This is a genomic window from Saccharothrix coeruleofusca, assembly GCF_017876325.1.
Taxonomy (GTDB): domain Bacteria; phylum Actinomycetota; class Actinomycetes; order Mycobacteriales; family Pseudonocardiaceae; genus Actinosynnema; species Actinosynnema coeruleofuscum.
On record NZ_JAGINV010000001.1, the window covers coordinates 6,216,034 to 6,234,201 of the forward strand.

Sequence of the window (18,168 nt, forward strand, 5' to 3'; positions counted from 1 at the left end):
CACCCCTTCCGACACCGACACGTCGATCCCGGTTCGACGCGGCGGCCCCGGTCGGCGTTCCCGCGGGTTCCCGGTCAGCCCGACCAGGTGCCGGTGGCGCGGAACCGGGTCAGCGTCGCCAGGTGCGGCGACAGGTCCATGCCCTGCCCGGCCACCCAGTCGTCGTCGTAGTAGGTGTTGGAGTAGCGCTCGCCGCCGTCGCACAGCAGGGTGACCACGCTGCCGCGCTGGCGGGAGGCCCGCATCTCGGCGATGAGCTGGAAGGCACCCCACAGGTTGGTGCCGGTCGAGCCGCCGACGCGCCGCCCGAGCAGCTGCTCGACGTGCCGGATGGTGGCCACGGACGCCGCGTCGGGCACCTTGATCATCCGGTCGATGACCTGGCCGATGAACGACGGCTCCACGCGCGGCCTGCCGATGCCCTCGATCCGCGAGCCCTCGGTGCCGACCAGGGTGGGGTCGCCCGCGCGCCAGGCGTCGAAGAACACCGAGTGCTCGGGGTCGACCACGGCCAGCCGGGAGCGCAGCTTGCGGTAGTGGATGTAGCGGCCGATGGTGGCGCTGGTGCCGCCGGTGCCCGCGCCGACCACGATCCAGTCCGGTTCGGGCGCGGCCTCCAGCGCCATCTGCTGGAAGATCGACTCGGCGATGTTGTTGTTGCCGCGCCAGTCGGTGGCCCGCTCGGCGTGGGTGAACTGGTCCATGAAGTGCCCGCCCAGCTCGGCGGCCAGCCTGCGGGACTCGTCGTAGATCGCGCCGGGCTCGTCGACGAAGTGGCACTGGCCGCCCTGCCGCTCGATCAGCGCGACCTTCTCGCGGCTGGTGGATCGGGGCATGACGGCGATGAACGGCAGGCCGAGCAGGCGCGCGAAGTACGCCTCGGAGACCGCCGTGGACCCCGAGGACGCCTCGATCACCGGGGTGCCGCCGACCACCCAGCCGTTGCAGATGGCGTAGAGGAACAGCGAGCGCGCCAAGCGGTGCTTGAGCGAGCCGGTGGGGTGGGTCGACTCGTCCTTGAGGTACAGGTCGATGCCCCACTCCGGCGGGAGCGGGAAGTGCAGCAGGTGCGTGTCGGCGCTGCGATTGGCGTCCGCTTCGATGATGCGGACGGCCTCGCAGACCCATTCCCTGGTGCGGGAGCAACATCGGTCTACCGAAGTGGTCACGCCGGCACGATACTTCTGCGCCGTGACCTCACTTCCGGGCAGTTTGCTCGCGGGCGCCGTCGGCGACGCGCTGGGCGCCGCGATCGAGTTCGACCGGATCGACCGCATCCGCGGCCGGTTCGGCCCATCGGGGCTGACCGACTACGCGCCCGCCTACGGCAGGTCGGGTGCCATCACCGACGACACCCAGATGACCCTGTTCACCCTCGAAGGGCTGGTGCTGGCGCGGCGGCGGGGCAGCGACCCGCTGGACGAGGTGCGCGCGGCCTACGGGCGCTGGCTGCGCACGCAGGGCGGTCCGGAAGTTCCCTCGGACGGGTGGCTGCTGGACGTGCCGGAGCTGCACGCGCAGCGCGCTCCGGGCAACACCTGCCTCACCGCCCTGCACGCGGGCGGTCCGGGGACGCTGGAGAACCCGGTCAACGACTCCAAGGGCTGCGGCGCGGTGATGCGCGCCGCGCCCGTGGCGCTGTGGTCCGACGACGTGCACGAGGTGTTCGCGCTGGCGGCGGCGACGGGCGCGATCACCCACGGCCACCCCAGCGGCTACCTGTCGGCGGGCGTGCTGGCGGTGCTGGTGCAGCAGGTGCTGGCGGGCGCGGACCTGGTGGCCGCGGTGGAGGTGGCGCGGGCCGAGCTGGTCGGCTGGGACGGGCACGAGGAGCAGTTGGCGCTGCTGGACCTGGCGGTGGGCCTGGGCGGCAGCGACCGGCGGCCGACGCCGGAGCTGATCGAGACCGTGCTGGGCGGCGGCTGGGTGGGCGAGGAGGCGCTGGCCATCGCGGTGCTGACCGCGCTGGCCGCGCGCGACCTGGCGGACGGGCTGCTGCTGGCGGTCAACCACTCCGGGGACAGCGACTCCACCGGCGCGCTGTGCGGGAACCTGCTCGGCGCGCGCGACGGCGTCGAGGCCATTCCCGAGCACTGGCTGGAGGAGCTGGAGCTGGCCGAGGTGGTGCGCAGGCTGGCCGACGAGGCCGTGGAGGTGTTCGGCCGGTAGTGGGAACCGGGTCGGGCCCGCTTGACCCGGCTTAATCTACATAGGTAGCTTGAGCGCGTGGAACCGCTCGGGAGGATCGGCCGCGCCACCGCGGACGTGCTGGCGGTGCTGCTCGACGCCGACCGGCCGCGCTGGGGCCTGGAGGTCATCAAGCTCACCGGCAGGCCGTCGGGCAGCGTCTACCCGCTGCTGGACCGGCTGGAGCGGGCCGGGTGGGTCACCTCGTCGTGGGACGACGACAGCGAGCGCCGCGGCCCCCGGCGGCGGTTGTACCGGCTCACGCCCGACGGCGCGGTGGAAGCGGCCAAGGTGTGCGCCCGCAAGTCCACCGAGACCGGGCGCCGGGCGGCGCCGCGACCACGGGAGGTCTGATGCCCCGCCTCGCCCTGATGCTCGTGCGGTGCGCCGCCGCGCTGCTGTGGCCCGCCGATCGCGCCCGCTACCTGGAGCAGTGGCGCGCCGACGTGCTCGGCGCGGCGGAACTGGGGCTGTCGCCGCTGGGCGTTGCCCTCGGCGCGGCCCGCACCGCGTTCCGCCTGAAGAAACCCCTCTGGCCGCCGGTCGGGGTGCTCGCCCTGGCCCTGCGGCTGCGTGAGAGCAGGCACGTCGGCGCGGTGTTCGCGGTCCTGCTCATCGCCCAGCTGGGCGGCACCGCGCTGCTGTTCGTGACCTGACCGCCCGGATCACCCGGACCGTCAGCTCTCGCCGCGCAGCTGCGCGCGCAGCTTCTCCCGCTCGGCGTTGCGCGCCGCCTGCCGCTCCTCCAGCCCGCGCGCCACGCGCGTGCGCAGCCCGCGCAGCACGAACAGCGACAGCGGCAGCGCGACGACCACGCCGACCGCCAGCGCGACCAGCAGGGGCACGTTCACCAGCATGAGCAGCGCGGTGACCACCGCGACCATGCCCAACCGCGCTCCGACGTACAGCGCCACATCACGACCCAAGTGCACGGTCACCCAGGTTACGCGCCGTCCGCCGGGTCCACCGCCGCGGTGTTGGGCCTGCCCTCGAAGCGGGTGGACAGCACCACCGTGGTGCGGGTGCGCGCCACGCCCTCGATGCGCCGCAACCTGCCCAGCGCCCGCTCCAGGTCGTCGACGGTCGCCACCCTGACCTTGACGATGAACGACTCGTCGCCCGCCACCCGGTAGCACGACTCGACCTCGACCAGCTCGGCCAGCGCGTCGGCCAACTCGTCGTCGTCCGCGGTGTCGGTGGGGTGGATGCTCACCAGCGCCGTCACCCCCAGGCCGACCGCGCTCGGGTCCACCACGGCGTGGTAGCCCACGATGACCCCGGTGGCTTCGAGCTTGCCGACCCGCTCGTGCACGGCGGAAGCCGAGAGCCCGACCTTGCGCCCCAGGTCGGCGTAGGTGGCCCGGCCGTTCACCCGCAGGGCGGCGATGATCTGACGATCAAGAGCGTCCACCGCCCCAAGCCTAGGCCGTGCCCACAACCCCCACGTCGGCCCCTGCCTCCCCCGCGCCCCACACGCGAGGCCGCGTCGGTCTGTCGGCACGCGTTTCGCGGAAAATCGAAGAGCGTGATTTTCCGCGAAACGCGTGCCGATGGGCCGACTTCCGAGGCGGCCTCGCCCGCCGCGCCGCAGGCGCGGCAATCCAACACTGTCCGCTTCGTCCCTTACTACCTCTTTACCATCAGCCAAGTGTTCGAGTACCCGATGGTCGGGATGCCACGATGCGTCCGGTACGTCTGATCGCCAGGGAGGCACACTGTGACGCAGGTACACCAGGGCGAACGGCTGTTGACGCCCGGCGAGGTCGCCAGCCTCTTCCGCGTCGACCCGAAGACCGTGACCCGCTGGGCCACGGCGGGCCGCATCGGTTCCATCCGCACGCCCGGTGGTCACCGCCGCTTCCGCGAGTCCGAGGTGCAGGCGCTGCTCTCGCAGTTGACCACCGAGGCGACCGAACCCGTGCGGCAGTGAGCCCGTACACCTCCACGACACGGGTAATCTCGTTGCAAAGGAGGTGGCGGCCATGCTGTACGTGCTCGCGGTGATCGGTGCCCTCACCATCGCCGTGCTGCTGTGGCGCGCGTTCGGGCCAGATCGGGTCGGCACCGCTCCGAGCGGCCGGTTCGTCGCACCGGACGACGACCCGGAATTCCTGCGCAAGCTCAGTGAGCAGCGCAAGCAGAAGCGCCCGGAGGACGAGTAACCCGGCGGGTGGTAGCGGACGGGGGCCTCGTCGGGAGGCCCCCGCGCGTTCGTCCGGGACCGGTCAGTGGTTGGGGAAGTCGTCCGCGACCGTGGCGGCCAGCTCCAGCAGCGCCAGGCGGGTTTCCGGGCCGAGCTTGTCCAGCTCGATCTCGGCTCCCTCCTCCAGGTGCGCGTCGAACGGGATGCGCACCACCGAGCGGCAGCGCTGCGCGAAGTGCGCGGCCAGCTTGTCCAGGTCGACCTTGCCCGAGCCGGGTCGCACCGAGTTGATCACCGCCACGGACCGCGCCACCAGGTCGCGGTAGCCGTGCGCCTCCAGCCAGTCCAGCGTGGCCGCCGAGGTCTGCGCGCCGTCCACCGAGCCGGAGGACACCAGCACCAGCGAGTCCGCGGTGTCCAGCACGCCCTTCATCGCCGAGTGCATCAGGCCGGTGCCGCAGTCGGTGAGCACGATGTTGTAGAAGTGCTCCAGCAGCGTCACGGTGCGCAGGTAGTCCTGGTCGCTGAACGCCTCGGACACCGCCGGGTCCTGCTCGGAGGCGAGGATCTCCAGCCTGCTCGGCGACTGCGAGGTGTAGGCGCGCACATCGCTGTACTTGGTGATCCTGGACACGTCGCGCAGCAGGTGCCGCACGGTCGCCGTGGTCTCCCTGGGCACCTTCAGCGCCAGCGTGCCGCGGTCGGGGTTGGCGTCGACCGCGATCACCCGGTCACCGCGCAGCGACGAGAACGTCGAGCCCAGCGTGGTGGTCGTGGTCGTCTTGCCCACGCCGCCCTTGAGGCTGAGCATGGCGATCTTGTAGCAGCCGCGCAGCGGCTGGTTGATCCGCGTGATCAGCTCGCGGCGGCGCAGGTCGGCCGGGCTCTCGCCGAGGTTGATCAGGCCACCGCTGAGCGAGTGCAGGGTCTTGCGCCAGCCGGACTGCGGGGGCCGCTTCGCGCGCTTGATCAGCTGCTGCGAGGTGACCTCGTTGGCGTTGCCCTGCCGGTTGCGCTGCTGCGGACCGGGCTGCGGGCCCGGCTGCGGGGCCTGCGGCACGACGCTCTGCGGGAAGTTGTTGGGGAAACCGCCCTGGTACTGGTGCGGCCCGGACGCGGCCGGGTCGCCGTACTGCGGCTGGCCCGCGACCGGGTACGGCCCCGAAGGGCCGCCGCCCACCGGGTACGGGCCGGACGGGCCACCGCCGACCGGGTACGGCCCCGATGGCGGACCGCTCACCGGGTACGGACCCGAGGCGCCGCCGCTGACCGGCAGCGGCCCCGAGGTCGTCGGATCGAGGTAGACCGTGTTCGGCTCGGCGTAGCCGCCCGAGCCGGGGTCCACCTGGTAGCCGCCGGACTGGTTCGGGTTGGGCTGCGGCTGCCCCTCCGCCCCGGCCTGTGGCTGCCACGACGGATCGGGGTTCTCGTAGCGACCGGTCACCGCTGGGGTCCTCCCTGAGGATGCGGATCGAGACCTCCCCGACCCCCTGCTGGGACGGTAGCCGGGAACCCTCGGTTCCACGACACTGGGTCGTGGATCAGCTCACTCCCGCGTAAGAGTGCAACCCCGTCGTGACCAGGTTGATGAAGAACAGGTTGAACACGGTCAGCGCGAAGCCCAGGGTGTTGATCCACGCGGCGGGCCTGCCCCGCCACCCGGCGGTCGCCCGCGCGTGCAGGTAGGCCGCGTAGACCACCCAGGACACGAACGCCACCGTCTCCTTGGGGTCCCAGCCCCAGAACCGGCCCCACGCCGCCTCGGCCCAGATCGCGCCGCAGATGATGCCGATGGTGAACAGCGGGAACGCGAACACGGTGCTGCGGTAGGCCACCCGGTCCAGCGCGTCGGCGTCGGGCAGCCTGGCGAACCGCGCCCGGCCCGAGGACTTGAGCAGGTACAGCACGCTGGCCACGCCCGGCACCAGCAGCACGCCGCTGCCCACCGCGATGATCGAGACGTGGATGGCCAGCCAGTACGACTGCAGCGGCGGCGTCACCGGGCCCGCGTCGGCGTAGAGCACGGTGCCGCCCATGAACATCAGCACGACCACCGGCACGAGCACGAACCCGCCGAGCCTGCGCACCGGCAGCGACCGCACCAGGATCAGCCACGTCACCACGGCCGCCAGCGTCAGCAGCGAGCCGTACTCGTACATGTTGCCCCACGGCGCGCGCCCGGTGGACAGCCCGCGCAGCACCAGCGACGCCAGGTGCAGCAGCGCGCCGAGCACGTTGAGCGCCAACCCCATGCGGCCCAGCCGCTCCGCGCGCGACGGCCGGGGCGCGGCGACGACCCGGCCCGGCGTCCACGTGCCGTCCGCGCCGGTGCCCGCGACCCGCACATCGCCCCCGGCACCCGCCCCGACGCCGGCCCCGACACCGGCGGCCACCGCTTCCCGCCGTGGCGCCTTGGCCCGGCTGAACGCCTGCTCGCACAGGTACAGCACGGCCGCGACGACGTAGACCACGACGGCGGCGGCGTAGGTCCAGTCGCTGTAGGTGGCGAGCGCCTGGTTGACCGGCATCAGCTCTTCTCCTCGTGCGCGAGCAGGTCTCGGGACAGCGCGGTGAACTCGGCGCCGTACCCGGCTTGATCGGTGCGGGCCAGGCCGCCGACCTCGATGACGGTACGCCCGTCCCCCGACGGTTTCGCGCGCACCCAGACGCGGCGGCGCTTGACGCTCAGCGACACCAGCAGCCCCAGGATGACCAGCACGGCGAACACCAGCACCCACACCTGCGCGGGGTCGTGCGAGACCTGCAGGGACACCCAGTCGCGCACCCCGTCGAACCGGATCACGGTGCCGTCGTCGAGGGTCAGCTGCTCGCCCTGGCGCAGGTTCTGCCTGGCCACCTTCACCAGCTTGCCGTCCCGCACCTGCTTCTGGTCGATGGAGAAGATGGACTGCCCGCGCCCGGAGTCGGTGCCCAGGTCGCCGCGGTAGACGTCGACGGCCACGGCCGGGTCGCGCGCCTCGGGGAAGCCGGAGTCCAGCAGCTCGCCGTGGAACGCCGCGGTCGGCGCGAGCAGGCCGGTGATGGCCAGCTGCTCGCGGCGGCGCCGCTCGGCGTCGGTGACCCCCGGCGGGTCGAACTTGGTGGCCCCCTCCGAGGCCAGGGTGACCTGGTTGACCGGCTGCCACTGGGTCGCCCCGGTGCGCGTCTCCCCGTTGGGGAAGGTGACCGTGAACAGCGGCGTGTAGCCGTGGCCCAGCAGGTAGAGGCGGTCACCCGCGGTGCGCAGCGGGGAGTTGACCCGCAGCGGGTACGGCCGCCAGGTGCCGGACTCCAGGTCCGCGCCGGACTGGTACTGGATGTCGGCCTGGAAGCTCTCCGCCTGCCCGTTGTCCAGGTAGGTGGCGTGGAACCGGTCGACCTTGACGCAGAACGGGGTCAGCCGCGTGCCGTCGACCCGCAGGCCGGGCCGGAACGAGTCGTAGTTGAACACCCCGGAGTTGCAGAACTGGCCGCCGCCCGCCTGCACGATGACCTGGCCCTCGTAGCCGAACATCTTGCCCAGCGCGAACGCGATCAGCAGGCCCAGCAGGGCGAAGTGGAACACCAGGTTGCCGGTCTCGCGCAGGAACCCGCGCTCGGCGCTGACGCTGCGCGCCCCGTCGGCCTCCTCCCGCTCCACCAGCCGCCACCCGCGCAGCCGCTCGCGGGTCCGCGCCATCACGTCCTCGACGGACTCGCCGGTCTCGGCGGTGCCGTGGTGCGGCATGCGGGCCAGGTTGCGCGGGGTGAGCACGGGCTTGGCCCGCATCTGCTTGGCGTACTCCCAGGTGCGCGGCAGCAGGCAGCCCACCAGTGACACGAACAGCAGCACGTAGATCGCGGCGAACCAGGTGCTGGCGTAGACGTCGAAGAACTGCAGCCGGTTCAGCAGCCGACCCCACCAGCCGTGCTCTTCGATGTACTCGACGACCTTCTGCTGGTTCAGCGACCGCTGCGGCAGCAGCGCGCCCGGCAGCGCGCCCAGCGCCAGCAGGAACAGCAGCGTCAGCGCGGTGCGCATCGCGGTCAGACCGCGCCAGGTGTTGCGCAGGAAGGCGAGGGCGGCGCGCACTACAACGGCAGTTCTAGGTCGTTGATCACGGCGATCTGCATCCACGCGACGAAGTCGCCCCAGATCCCGGTGACCAGGGCGATGCCCACGGCGATCAGCAGCCCGCCGCCGAACAGCTGCACCCGGCGGACGTTGGCGCGCAGCCAGCCGGTCACCCGCACCGCCCACCGCGCGCCCAGCGCGATCAGCACGAACGGCAGGCCGAGGCCGAGGCAGTAGGCCAACACCAGGACCACCCCGCGGGCGGTGGCCGAGCCGATCTCCGTGCCGCGCGCCAGCGCCAGCACGCCCCCGAGCGTGGGGCCGACGCACGGCGTCCAGCCCAGCGCGAAGACCGCGCCCAGCAGCGGCGCGCCGACCAGCCCGGCGCGCGGGGTGCGGTGCAGCCGCACGTCCCGCTGGAGCGCGGGCACCAGCCCGAGGAACACCAGGCCCATCGCGATGGTGATGACCCCGCCGATGCGCTGGAGCACGTCGGCGTTGAAGAACAGCACGTCGCTCAGACCCAGCACCAGGAACGAGGTCAGCGCGAACACGACGGTGAAGCCGAGCACGAACAGCCCGGCCGCCCCCGCGACCCGCCAGCGCCCGCCCCGGCGCGCCTCGCCCTCCACCACGGCGGGGGCTTCCGCGCCCACCAGGCCCGCCAGGTAGGCGAGGTAGCCGGGCACCAGCGGGACCACGCACGGCGAGGCGAACGAGATCGCCCCCGCCAGCACGGCCACGCCGACGGCCAGCACCAGCGGTCCCGAGATGGCCAGGTCGGTCGGGTTCACGAATTCAGGGTAGGTACCCCCACCGACCGCCTCGTCACCGGACTCCCCTAGTCGCGACCGGGGTCACACCACCGAATCCGCCACCCGGCGTTCCCGAAGGCGCGATTCACCGTTGCCAGACGGGTGATCTGCCGCTGACCGGCGAAAAGCCCACGCGGTACCGACGAAAGCACGCTTGTGAGGGCCCCGGACGGCTGCTTACGTGACTCCATGCGCGCTCACCGGCTCACCCTGCCCGTGCTGGCAGTGCTCCTCACCCTGGTCGCCCCGCCGGCAGGCGGCGCGGTCGGGGACGCGCCCGCGGAGTGGCGCGAGGTCTTCTCCCCGGACGGCACGATCACCCAGGTCCTCGTCCCCACGACGGTGGAGGCGCAGGCGTCCCCGGAAGCGGTGGCCGCCGACGTGGTCCCCGTGCAGGAGACCGGCGCTCCCGACGCGCGGTTCGACCTCGTCTTCGTCGGCGACGGCTACACCTCCGCCGAGCTGGCCTCCTACCACCAGCACGTGGTGTCCAAGTGGGAGGAGCTCTCCGCCGTGGAGCCCTTCCGGTCCTACAAGCAGTACTTCAACGTCTGGCAGGTCAACGTGGTCTCCGCCGAGTCCGGCGTGGACAACGACCCCGCGCTGGGCGTCAACCGCGACACCGCCCTGGACATGGGGTTCTGGTGCCAGGGCCGGGACACCCAGACCGAGCGCCTGCTGTGCGTGAACCAGACCAAGGCCAACCAGTTCGCCGCGCTGGCCCCGCAGGCCGACCAGGTGATCGCCCTGGGCAACACCGCCAAGTACGGCGGCGCGGGCGGCGGCGTGGCCACCGCGGCGGGCGCGAACGCGCTGGCGGGGCAGATCGCGGTGCACGAGCTGGGCCACTCCATCGGCGGGCTGGCCGACGAGTACGACTACCCGTACGAGACCTACACCGGCGCCGAGCCGCGCGAGCCCAACGTCACCGCCGACCCGACCGGCGCGAAGTGGTCGGCCTACCTGGGGCAGCCGTCCCCGGACGGCGGCGTGGTCGGTGTCTACCAGGGCGCCCGGTACTACAAGTACGGCCTCTACCGCCCGACCGAGGACTCGATCATGCGCACCCTGGGCCGCGAGTTCAACTCGATCGGCCGCGACGTGATGGTCAACGCCTTCAAGGCCAAGATCCCCGAACTCCGCTGACCACCCGACACGCCCACCACGCCCGCTCCCAGCGTCACCCACCTACGGGCGTGTTGGGCGTGTCGCCCCCGCGAGTCGAACCTCCAGGCACCACGAATTCAACATTCGCGCACCCCGCCCCTGCTCTCGCCCACCTCGGGCGGTACTTACCGGCCCCCACACACCCGTCCGGTAGTACTTGCCCACGCACCAGAGACGGCGCGACCCGCCGTCCTTGGCGACCTGCCGCGCGGCGAGCGCACCTCTTGCTGGACAACCCAACCTGAGCGTTGAACTCAGGGGTCCTGGGTGTTCGACTCGCGGTACCTGGGTGTTCGACTCGCGGGGAGGGGTCAGGATTCAGCGGCCAGGTCCTTGACCAGGGGGAGCAGGTCGGAGGCGATGACGGAGACCAGGAAGACCGCCGCCACCCGGTGCTGCTTGTCCAGCACGATGGTGGACGGCACGGCGTTGGGCGGGTAGCCGCGGAAGGCCAGCATCGCCCGCCCCGCGTCGTCGTGGATCGACGGGTAGGTCAGCCCCCGGTCGCGCACGAAGTCGCGCGGCGCCTCGATCACCGGGTCCTTCACGTCCACGCCCAGCACCTGCACGCCCAGCGGCCCGGTCTCGTCCTGGACCCGCTGCAGCTCGGGCGCCTCGGTGCGGCACGGCGGGCACCACGAGCCCCACACGCTGACCACGACCACCTTGCCCGCGAAGTCCTCCAGCGAGACGGTCTTGCCGTCCTCCATCAGGCTCGGCCCGGACAGCCCGCGCACCACCTTGCGGTCGTCGCCCTCGTACCGGATGCGCAGCTGCCCGCCGGGCGCGACGAACTCGAACTCCGAGCCGGTGACCACGGCGTCCGAGCCGGTGCTGCACCCCGTGAGCAGGGCCAGCCCGGCGAGCAGCAGCGCGACGGTCCTCATGCCCCGGTCACCCTCGGGTTGGTCGCGCCGGCCGGCTCGGTGTAGACCAGCCGGACCAGCTCCTCGCCGTCGAACACCAGGCTGGTCAGCGACGCCAGCGAGCACTCGCGGCGGCGCGGGTCGTGCCACATCCGCTTGCCCTCCAGGAACCGGCGCAGCGTCCAGATCGGCAGCTGGTGCGACACGCACACCGCCTCGTGGCCCTCGGCGGCGGCGCGGGCCCGCTGCACCGCGCCCAGCATCCGGTGCGCGATCTCCAGGTACGGCTCGCCCCACGACGGCCGGAACGGGTTGACCAGCTTGGGCCAGTGCCGGGGCGAGCGCAGCGCGCCGTCGCCGACGGCGACCCTCAGGCCCTCGAACTGGTTGTCCGCCTCGATGAGCCGGGCGTCGGTGGCCAGGTCCAGCCGGTGCGAGTCGGCGATCGGGGTGGCGGTCTGCTGGGCGCGCTCCAGCGGGGAGGCCACCACGTGCACCACGTCGTGGTCGGCCAGGTGCTCGGCCACGACCAGCGCCTGCTGCCTGCCCCGGTCGGACAGCCGGAAGCCGGGGAGCCTGCCGTAGAGGATGCCGGTGGGGTTGTGCACCTCGCCGTGCCGCAGCAGGTGGACGACGGTGCGGCTCACCGCTGCGCCTCCTTGGCGGCGCGGGCGGCGTGCGGGAGGGCGTCGGCGATCAGGTCGAAGTCCTCCTCGGTCATGGCGGCGTTGACGAACCACGCCTCGAACGCGCTGGGCGGCGGGTACACGCCGCGCTCCAGCAGCGCGTGGAAGAACGGCGGGAAGCGCCACGTCTGCGCGGCTTGCGCGCCCGCGTAGTCGGTGACCTCGTCCTCGGTGAAGAACACGCTGACCAGGTTGCCCGCGAACTGCACCCGGTGCGGCACGTCCGCTTCGCTGAGCGCGGTGGTGAGCAGCGCGCCCAGCCTGGTCGCGTTGGCGTCCAGGGTGCGGTAGACCTCGTCGGTGGCGGCGCGCAGCGTGGCCAGGCCCGCGGCGACCGCGACCGGGTTCCCGGACAGCGTGCCCGCCTGGTAGACCGGGCCGGACGGGGCCAGCTTCGCCATCACCTCGGCGCGCCCGCCGAACGCCGCCGCGGGCAGGCCGCCGGACATGACCTTGCCGAAGGTGTACAGGTCGCCCGCGACGTTCTCCAGGCCGAACCAGCCCGCGCGGGAGACCCGGAAGCCGGTCATCACCTCGTCGACGACGAGCAGCGCGCCCTCGGCGTGGCACAGGTCGCGCAGCGCGGCGTTGAAGCCGGGCTTGGGCGCGACCGCGCCCATGTTGCCCGCCGCGGCCTCGGTGATCACGCAGGCGATCTCGCCGGGGTTGGCGGCGAACGCGGCGCGCACGGCGTCGATGTCGTTGTAGGGCAGCACCAGGGTGTCCGCGGCCTGCGCGCCGGTCACGCCGGGGGTGGTGGGCAGGCCCAGGGTGGCCACCCCGGACCCGGCCTGGGCCAGCAGCGCGTCGACGTGGCCGTGGTAGCAGCCCGCGAACTTGACCACCTTGCGGCGCTCGGTGAAGCCCCTGGCCAGCCGGATGGCGCTCATGGTTGCCTCGGTGCCGGAGTTGACCAACCGCACCTGGTTGACCGGGGCGACCCGGTCGATGATCTCCTCGGCCAGCTCGATCTCGCCCTCGGTGGGGGTGCCGAAGGACAGGCCGTGCACGGCGGCCGAGCGGACCGCTTCCACCACGTCGGGGTGGGCGTGGCCGAGGATCATCGGCCCCCACGAGGAGACCAGGTCGACGTACCGGTTGCCGTCGGCGTCCCACAGGTGCGGCCCGGCGGCGCGCACCATGAACCTCGGCGTGCCGCCGACCGAGTGGAAGGCCCGGACCGGGGAGTTCACGCCACCGGGGGTCACCGCCGCCGCGCGCTCGAACAGCGCCTGGGATCGCGTAGCTGTCACGCCGTCCAGTCTCACACGTCCGTTTCGGCGGGTTCCTCGGGACCGGGGGCACCGGCGGGGGCGCCGGCCGGGACACCGGCGGGGGCACCGGCGGGGGCGCTGGCGCGGGCGCGCACCGCGAGCACCGTCTGCCGCACCGCGTCGATCAGCAGCGCGCCCGCCGCGGTGCCCAGCGCGATCGAGGTGCCGATCCAGTTGCCCAGGTAGCGGGTGGCCCGCAGCGGCGGGTGGTCGGGCACCGGGTAGCTCAGCCGCAGCACGCCCCGGTTCCAGCACCACGCCGCGGCGAGCCCGAGCAGCACCGCCAGCGCCACCTCGCCCGCCGCGACCAGGGCGCGCTTCGGCCGGTGCAGCGCGGGTTCCGGGGCGATCGTCGTCACGGTGGTGAAGCTTACGGCGGTCACGCTAGCGGTCGTCGCCGCAGCAGCTCTCCCAGGGCGGTGCCGAGCGCCTCCGGGTCGCGCGCCCAGCCGACCACGACCATGCCGTCGACGAGCTTGATGGGCACCTCCGCCCGGCCGCGCGGCAGCGTCCAGCCGCCGCCCAGGACGCGCGCACCCGCCCTCGGCTCGACGCCCTCGACCTCGGCGATGTCGCGCAGCTGCAGCTCCTCGCGGCCCTGGTGCAGGGCCACCGGGGTGAGCCGGACCTCGTAGAGGCGCCGCCGGGCCTGCACCCACAGCAGCGTGGGCAGGAACAGGCCCGCGGCGACCGCCGCCCACAGCCCCGCGTGGGCCGCGCCGGTCAGCGCCTCCAGCAGGAAGCCCGCCAGGCCGAAGGCGGGGCCCCACAGCAGCGGCCACCAGGACGCGCCGGGTTCGGAGTACAGGGTGGGCTGCTCCACGTCAGCCGAGGTTCCCCGCGAAGTAGGCGCGCGTGCCGGGCAGGAAGCTCAGCACCGCCGCGACGGCGGGCAGCACCAGGCGCAGCACGATCACCACCCAGGACAGCGGCTCGGCCCCGTCGCGCGCGGCCAGCACCACCGCGCCCACGGTCAGGAAGCCGGTCACCAGCGCGCCGCCGCACAGCCCCAGCCGGGCCTGGTAGCCGCCCCTGAGGAAGGCGACCGCGCCCCAGACGCCGCCCACGGCCAGGCAGGAGGTGCCGAACAGGGTCATCACCGGGCCGAAGCCGGTCAGCGCGTCGCCCTCGGCGAGCGCGCGCACGACCGTGCCCAGCGGCCAGGACAGGGCGGCCAGCAGCCACAGCGCGAACGCCGCCACGACCGCGCCCGGCCGGGGCACCGAGGTCGTGTACTGGTCGACGCCGCGCATCTGGCCGGGGAAGCCGGGGAACTGGCCGCCGAACCGCTGGTCGAACTGCTGGGGCTGCACGGGCCGCACCTGGCCCTGGTAGGGGTCGTGCGGGGGCGGTGGCTGGGTCATCTCGGGTACACCGATCTCACGTAGGCGTTGGACGCGGGCAGGAACATGGCCACGATGCCCAGCAGCACCGAGGCGAGGAAGGCCAGCGACCACGCGACGCCGACCAGCCAGGGCACGTAGGTGATCGTCCCCGACGCGAACAGGCCCAGCATGAGCAGGCCGAACACGATCGCCACGCCGCCGAGCACGGCCAGCGTGACGCGCGCCCAGTTGCGGCCGGAGCGGATCTTGAACGCGGCGACGACGAACGGCACGGACGCCACCGCCAGGCCCGCGCCGTAGATCAGCGGCAGGAACGCCGCGAGCAGGTCCGCCTCGGCCCTGGTCAGCGGGGTCGGGTCGAGTTGCGATTCCGCGTGCAGGTCCGCGCCGAGCAGGTCCAGCCTCAGGTAGTACAGCCCCGGCAGGACCAGCACGGTGAGCAGCGCGCCCGCGATCCAGGACCAGAACGAGGCGGTGGTGGTGACGGGTCGCTGCGCCAGCGGCCCCGGCTGGGCGGCGGGCATCGGCGCGGGGTAGCCGTAGCCCGCCGGGACGGGCCCGCTGGGCTCCCCCGGCAGGTGCACCGGGTGGAACGGGGAGGCGAACGGGTCGGGTTCGGACATCGGGACTCCGGCGGTGGGGCGGGCGCGGCGGGGGTTACCGCCGCGCCGACCACTCTGCCGCACCGCGCCGCCGGGTGGACACCACCCGCGTCGCGGTCAGCCCTGCCGCTTCACCGCGTCGAAGTAGCTCTTGGCGTTGGGCGTGTAGAGCAGGACCACGGCGACGACGCTGATCAGCGCGGTGAGCAGACCCAGCCACGACGCGCCGAGCAGCAGCACCAGCAGGTTCAGGCCGGTGAGCACGGTCAGCACCAGCCGCGCCCAGTTGCGGCCCGCCCGCGCCTTGAACGCGAACAGCACGTACAGGCCCGCGAAGAGCAGGCCCAGCACGACCGCGAACATCAGGCTCGCGGTGGCCACCGACTGCAACTCCTCCTCGGACAGCCCGTTGCCCTGGCCGGTCCTGCGCAGCTGGTCCACCAGCGCGTCGCGCTCGGTCAGCGCGAGCAGCGAGCCCAGCGCCGACAGCACCGCCCCGGTGATCCAGATCCAGAACGAGATCTGCACCTCTTTGGGGGCGGGCGGGCGGTCGAGGCCGCGCACCTCCGACTCGCTCAGCGGCGGCGGCGCGGGCACGTAGGGCTGCTGCTGCCCGTGAGGCTGCTGGCCCTGGTACGGGTCCTGTGGCGTGGTCACGATCGAAAACGCTAGAACCGCGCGGGTGCGCTGTCCACCGGGGCGGACGTGGACAGCGCACCCGGCGCAGTCAGCTCGCCTTGAAGTAGTAGTTGGCGTCCGACTTGAACATGAAGATGATCGCGCCGATCTCCGCGACCAGGGCGACCAGGCTCAGCAGCGCCTGGATCGCGCCCAGCACGCCGATGCTGAACAGCACCCCGATGGCGAGCAGGCCGAACAGCCCCAGCAGGACGGCCAGGCCGCCCAGGACGGTGAGCAGGATGCGCGCCCAGTTGGCGCCGTTGCGCATCATGAACACCACGGCGATCCACACCGCGGACAGCGCGAAGGAGACGAAGTAGCTGGTGTAGCTGGGGCCGGTGTCGGCCAGCGCGCGCTGGAACTCCGGACCGAGGTCGCCGCCGAGCTGCTCGACGGTCTTGTCGTAGATCGCCTGCGCGGTCAGCATCCCGAAGATGTTGGACACGATGCTGACGCCCGCGGCCACCAGCCACAGCAGGAAGGCGGTGTCGACGGACTTGGGCCGGGGCGGGCGGTTGAGCTCGCCGGGGCTCAGCGGCGGGGCCTGGGGCGGGTAGCCGCCGCCCTGCGGGTAGCCACCCTGCTGCGGGTAGCCACCTTGCTGGGGGTAGCCGCCCTGCTGGGGGTACCCGCCGGGCTGCTGCGGATAGCCGCCCTGCTGCGGATACCCACCGGGCGGCTGGTTCTGGGGACCGTTCGGAGTGGTCATGCGGCGGACGGTAGGAGGACGCGGGGCCGCAGTCGACCGGAAATCACAATCCGTTAGCTACCCGTGGTGGTGGACCGCTGACGGATCGCCGCGCGCGGAAGTGCCCGGCCACCGACGGCAGGTACATCAGGGTCAGCGCCACCGCGTCCAGCAGCATCGTGGCGATCCCGAACAGCACCTCCACCGGGCTGACGACCAGGCCGAACATCGCCCCGACCCCGGAGGCGACGACGATCAGCCGGAACACCCCGAACAGGATGCCCGCGCCGCCGAGCACGGTCAGCACCACCCGCGCCCAGTTGCGCCCGCCCGCCATCCGGTTCGCCAGCAGCGCGTAGAGCAGCACCATCGTGACGCCCAGCAGCACGCCGAAGGTCACCCCGCCGGTGGCGGCGGCGTCCAGCTCGTCCTGGCCGAGGCCGGGCTGCTGCCTGCGCAGCTCGTCGATCAGCCTGCCCCGGTCGGCCAGCTCCACCAGGAACCGGGCGGCGCCCACCAGCGCGCTGGTGATCCACAGCCACCGGGACAGGTCGACCCAGCGGGGCGGTGCGGGCTGGGGCTGCTTCGGCTGTCCGAACCCCGGCTGTCCGGGGCCGGACCGGGTGGGCCGGGTCATCCCCGGTCCAGCCACGCCGCGGCCTCGACCGCCCAGTAGGTGAGCACGATGTCCGCGCCCGCCCGGCGGATCGAGGTCAGCGTCTCCAGGATGGTGCGCTCGCGCTCGATCCAGCCGTTGGCCGCGGCGGCTTCGACCATCGCGTACTCGCCGGAGATCTGGTAGGCGGCCACCGGCACGTCGGAGATCTCGGCCACCGCCCGCAGCACGTCCAGGTAGGGCAGGGCGGGCTTGACCATGACCATGTCCGCGCCCTCGGCGAGGTCCTGCTGGACCTCCCGCAGCGCCTCGCGGGCGTTGGCCGGGTCCTGCTGGTAGGTCTTGCGGTCGCCCTGCAGCTGCGACTCCACCGCCTCCCGGAACGGGCCGTAGAGCGCGCTGGCGTACTTGGCGCTGTAGGCGAGCAGGCCGGTGTCGGTGAACCCGGCCTCGTCCAGCGCCGCGCGGATGAACCCGATCTGACCGTCCATCATCCCGCTGGGGCCCAGCACGTGCGCGCCCGCCTGCGCCTGGGCCACCGCCATCTCGCCGTAGACCTCCAGCGTGGCGTCGTTGTCCACGGTGCCGTCGGCGGCCAGCAGCCCGCAGTGGCCGTGGTCGGTGAACTCGTCCAGGCAGGTGTCGGCCATCAGCACGGTGCTGTCGCCCAGCTCGGCGCGCAGGTCGGCCAGCGCGGCGTTGAGCACGCCCTTGGGGTCGGTGGCCCCGGAGCCCACGGCGTCGCGCTCGGCCGGGACGCCGAACAGCATGATGCCGCCCACGCCCGCCTGCACCGCCTCGACGGCGGCCGCGCGCAGCGAGTCGCGGGTGTGCTGGACCACGCCCGGCATGGACTTGATCCCGACCGGCGACGACGCGCCTTCCTTGACGAACATCGGCAGCACGAGCTGGCGCGGCCGGACCTCGGTCTCGCTGACCAGCCGCCGCATCGCGGGGGTGGTGCGCAGTCGGCGGGGCCGGTGGGCGGGAAACACGGTGATGCACTCCCTGACGTGGTCGGGACCACGCGAGGTGGTCCCGAC

Annotated in this window: 24 protein-coding genes; 6 read left to right on the forward strand and 18 right to left on the reverse strand. The window is 72.9% G+C overall.

Translation table 11 applies throughout. From position 1 onward, the window contains the following. Nucleotides 1–74: 74 nt before the first annotated feature. A complete protein-coding gene (cds1, locus tag JOF41_RS28265; protein ID WP_189224058.1) occupies nt 75–1,169 on the reverse strand; it encodes an L-cysteine desulfhydrase Cds1 in 1,095 nt (364 codons plus the stop codon). 22 nt (nt 1,170–1,191) lie between these two features. Between cds1 and JOF41_RS28270 the strand changes: the two genes are divergently transcribed. Genes JOF41_RS28270 through JOF41_RS28280 form a run of 3 tightly spaced genes read left to right on the forward strand, consistent with a single transcriptional unit; the run spans nt 1,192 to nt 2,843 of the window. After that, on the forward strand, nt 1,192–2,169 hold the full coding sequence (locus tag JOF41_RS28270; protein ID WP_229795770.1) for an ADP-ribosylglycohydrolase family protein: 978 nt from the start codon (nt 1,192–1,194) through the stop codon (nt 2,167–2,169). Nucleotides 2,170–2,226: 57 nt separating this feature from the next. Beyond that, entirely contained in the window at nt 2,227–2,541 is a 315-nt protein-coding gene (locus JOF41_RS28275) for a PadR family transcriptional regulator (protein ID WP_209623111.1), read from the forward strand. Continuing rightward, on the forward strand, nt 2,541–2,843 hold the full coding sequence (locus JOF41_RS28280; protein WP_189224055.1) for a hypothetical protein: 303 nt from the start codon (nt 2,541–2,543) through the stop codon (nt 2,841–2,843). Before JOF41_RS28275 ends, JOF41_RS28280 begins: the two co-directional genes overlap by 1 nt. Nucleotides 2,844–2,864: 21 nt before the next feature. On the opposite strand, the gene JOF41_RS28285 is transcribed toward JOF41_RS28280, so the two are convergent. Further along, nucleotides 2,865–3,125 carry a DUF4229 domain-containing protein gene (locus tag JOF41_RS28285; RefSeq protein ID WP_268248732.1) on the reverse strand — a complete coding sequence of 87 codons (261 nt, stop codon included), beginning with the start codon at nt 3,123–3,125 and terminating at the stop codon, nt 2,865–2,867. Nucleotides 3,126–3,130: 5 nt separating this feature from the next. Then, on the reverse strand, nt 3,131–3,598 hold the full coding sequence (locus tag JOF41_RS28290; protein WP_189224054.1) for an Lrp/AsnC family transcriptional regulator: 468 nt from the start codon (nt 3,596–3,598) through the stop codon (nt 3,131–3,133). Between the two features lie 306 nt (nt 3,599–3,904). Here JOF41_RS28290 and JOF41_RS28295 point away from each other — a divergent pair, with 306 nt between their 5' ends. Further along, nucleotides 3,905–4,117: a BldC family transcriptional regulator gene (locus JOF41_RS28295; RefSeq protein ID WP_189224053.1), complete on the forward strand. Its 213-nt coding sequence runs from the start codon at nt 3,905–3,907 to the stop codon at nt 4,115–4,117. 52 nt (nt 4,118–4,169) lie between these two features. Continuing rightward, complete coding sequence (locus JOF41_RS28300; protein ID WP_189224052.1) at nt 4,170–4,349, forward strand: hypothetical protein; 180 nt, start codon at nt 4,170–4,172, stop codon at nt 4,347–4,349. 63 nt (nt 4,350–4,412) lie between these two features. On the opposite strand, the gene JOF41_RS28305 is transcribed toward JOF41_RS28300, so the two are convergent. The 4 genes from JOF41_RS28305 to JOF41_RS28320 all read right to left on the reverse strand — a co-directional run bounded on the left by JOF41_RS28305 (nt 4,413) and on the right by JOF41_RS28320 (nt 9,178). Then, entirely contained in the window at nt 4,413–5,774 is a 1,362-nt protein-coding gene (locus JOF41_RS28305; protein ID WP_209623112.1) for an AAA family ATPase, read from the reverse strand. Nucleotides 5,775–5,871: 97 nt separating this feature from the next. Beyond that, complete coding sequence (ccsB, locus tag JOF41_RS28310) at nt 5,872–6,858, reverse strand: c-type cytochrome biogenesis protein CcsB (protein WP_209623114.1); 987 nt, start codon at nt 6,856–6,858, stop codon at nt 5,872–5,874. After that, nucleotides 6,858–8,351 carry a cytochrome c biogenesis protein ResB gene (gene resB, locus JOF41_RS28315; protein WP_209624492.1) on the reverse strand — a complete coding sequence of 498 codons (1,494 nt, stop codon included), beginning with the start codon at nt 8,349–8,351 and terminating at the stop codon, nt 6,858–6,860. Before resB ends, ccsB begins: the two co-directional genes overlap by 1 nt. 50 nt (nt 8,352–8,401) lie before the next feature. Then, nucleotides 8,402–9,178, reverse strand: a complete 777-nt coding sequence (locus JOF41_RS28320; RefSeq protein ID WP_209623116.1) for a cytochrome c biogenesis CcdA family protein — start codon at nt 9,176–9,178, stop codon at nt 8,402–8,404. 210 nt (nt 9,179–9,388) lie between these two features. Here JOF41_RS28320 and JOF41_RS28325 point away from each other — a divergent pair, with 210 nt between their 5' ends. Continuing rightward, nucleotides 9,389–10,345 carry a M64 family metallopeptidase gene (locus tag JOF41_RS28325; protein ID WP_209623118.1) on the forward strand — a complete coding sequence of 319 codons (957 nt, stop codon included), beginning with the start codon at nt 9,389–9,391 and terminating at the stop codon, nt 10,343–10,345. Nucleotides 10,346–10,677: 332 nt separating this feature from the next. On the opposite strand, the gene JOF41_RS28330 is transcribed toward JOF41_RS28325, so the two are convergent. The 11 genes from JOF41_RS28330 to hemB all read right to left on the reverse strand — a co-directional run bounded on the left by JOF41_RS28330 (nt 10,678) and on the right by hemB (nt 18,120). Beyond that, a complete protein-coding gene (locus JOF41_RS28330) occupies nt 10,678–11,253 on the reverse strand; it encodes a TlpA disulfide reductase family protein (RefSeq protein ID WP_209623120.1) in 576 nt (191 codons plus the stop codon). Then, nucleotides 11,250–11,879 (reverse strand): histidine phosphatase family protein, encoded by a 630-nt coding sequence (locus tag JOF41_RS28335; protein ID WP_209623122.1) that lies wholly within the window; start codon nt 11,877–11,879, stop codon nt 11,250–11,252. Before JOF41_RS28335 ends, JOF41_RS28330 begins: the two co-directional genes overlap by 4 nt. After that, entirely contained in the window at nt 11,876–13,171 is a 1,296-nt protein-coding gene (hemL, locus tag JOF41_RS28340; RefSeq protein ID WP_189224045.1) for a glutamate-1-semialdehyde 2,1-aminomutase, read from the reverse strand. Before hemL ends, JOF41_RS28335 begins: the two co-directional genes overlap by 4 nt. Before the next feature lie 11 nt (nt 13,172–13,182). Next, complete coding sequence (locus JOF41_RS28345) at nt 13,183–13,551, reverse strand: hypothetical protein (RefSeq protein WP_209623124.1); 369 nt, start codon at nt 13,549–13,551, stop codon at nt 13,183–13,185. 20 nt (nt 13,552–13,571) lie between these two features. Next, nucleotides 13,572–14,015, reverse strand: coding sequence for a transport-regulating membrane protein Mce1N (gene mce1N, locus JOF41_RS28350; protein ID WP_209623126.1), 444 nt, complete (start codon nt 14,013–14,015; stop codon nt 13,572–13,574). A 1-nt stretch (nt 14,016) separates the two neighbouring features. Continuing rightward, a complete protein-coding gene (locus JOF41_RS28355; protein ID WP_209623128.1) occupies nt 14,017–14,556 on the reverse strand; it encodes a hypothetical protein in 540 nt (179 codons plus the stop codon). Beyond that, the gene (locus JOF41_RS28360; RefSeq protein WP_209623130.1) at nt 14,553–15,161 is read right to left on the reverse strand and encodes a hypothetical protein; all 609 of its coding nucleotides are present in this window, start codon (nt 15,159–15,161) and stop codon (nt 14,553–14,555) included. The genes JOF41_RS28355 and JOF41_RS28360 overlap by 4 nt, the downstream gene beginning before the upstream one ends. Before the next feature lie 96 nt (nt 15,162–15,257). After that, the gene (locus JOF41_RS28365) at nt 15,258–15,797 is read right to left on the reverse strand and encodes a hypothetical protein (protein WP_189224040.1); all 540 of its coding nucleotides are present in this window, start codon (nt 15,795–15,797) and stop codon (nt 15,258–15,260) included. Nucleotides 15,798–15,867: 70 nt separating this feature from the next. After that, complete coding sequence (locus tag JOF41_RS28370) at nt 15,868–16,530, reverse strand: hypothetical protein (RefSeq protein WP_209623132.1); 663 nt, start codon at nt 16,528–16,530, stop codon at nt 15,868–15,870. Between the two features lie 43 nt (nt 16,531–16,573). Then, nucleotides 16,574–17,146, reverse strand: coding sequence for a hypothetical protein (locus JOF41_RS28375; RefSeq protein ID WP_189224038.1), 573 nt, complete (start codon nt 17,144–17,146; stop codon nt 16,574–16,576). Further along, the gene (hemB, locus tag JOF41_RS28380; RefSeq protein ID WP_189224037.1) at nt 17,143–18,120 is read right to left on the reverse strand and encodes a porphobilinogen synthase; all 978 of its coding nucleotides are present in this window, start codon (nt 18,118–18,120) and stop codon (nt 17,143–17,145) included. Before hemB ends, JOF41_RS28375 begins: the two co-directional genes overlap by 4 nt. Between the last annotated feature and the right edge of the window lie 48 nt (nt 18,121–18,168).

Excerpts from the sequence above, each read along its gene's own strand:
- JOF41_RS28280 (WP_189224055.1), top strand. The coding sequence starts at position 2,541 with ATGCCCCGCCTCGCCCTGATGCTCGTGCGGTGCGCCGCCGCGCTGCTG.
- JOF41_RS28300 (WP_189224052.1), top strand. The coding sequence starts at position 4,170 with ATGCTGTACGTGCTCGCGGTGATCGGTGCCCTCACCATCGCCGTGCTG.
- ccsB (WP_209623114.1), bottom strand. The coding sequence starts at position 6,858 with ATGCCGGTCAACCAGGCGCTCGCCACCTACAGCGACTGGACCTACGCC.
- resB (WP_209624492.1), bottom strand. The coding sequence starts at position 8,351 with ATGCGCACCGCGCTGACGCTGCTGTTCCTGCTGGCGCTGGGCGCGCTG.
- JOF41_RS28325 (WP_209623118.1), top strand. The coding sequence starts at position 9,389 with ATGCGCGCTCACCGGCTCACCCTGCCCGTGCTGGCAGTGCTCCTCACC.
- JOF41_RS28330 (WP_209623120.1), bottom strand. The coding sequence starts at position 11,253 with ATGAGGACCGTCGCGCTGCTGCTCGCCGGGCTGGCCCTGCTCACGGGG.
- JOF41_RS28355 (WP_209623128.1), bottom strand. The coding sequence starts at position 14,556 with ATGACCCAGCCACCGCCCCCGCACGACCCCTACCAGGGCCAGGTGCGG.
- JOF41_RS28360 (WP_209623130.1), bottom strand. The coding sequence starts at position 15,161 with ATGTCCGAACCCGACCCGTTCGCCTCCCCGTTCCACCCGGTGCACCTG.
- JOF41_RS28370 (WP_209623132.1), bottom strand. The coding sequence starts at position 16,530 with ATGACCACTCCGAACGGTCCCCAGAACCAGCCGCCCGGTGGGTATCCG.
- JOF41_RS28375 (WP_189224038.1), bottom strand. The coding sequence starts at position 17,146 with ATGACCCGGCCCACCCGGTCCGGCCCCGGACAGCCGGGGTTCGGACAG.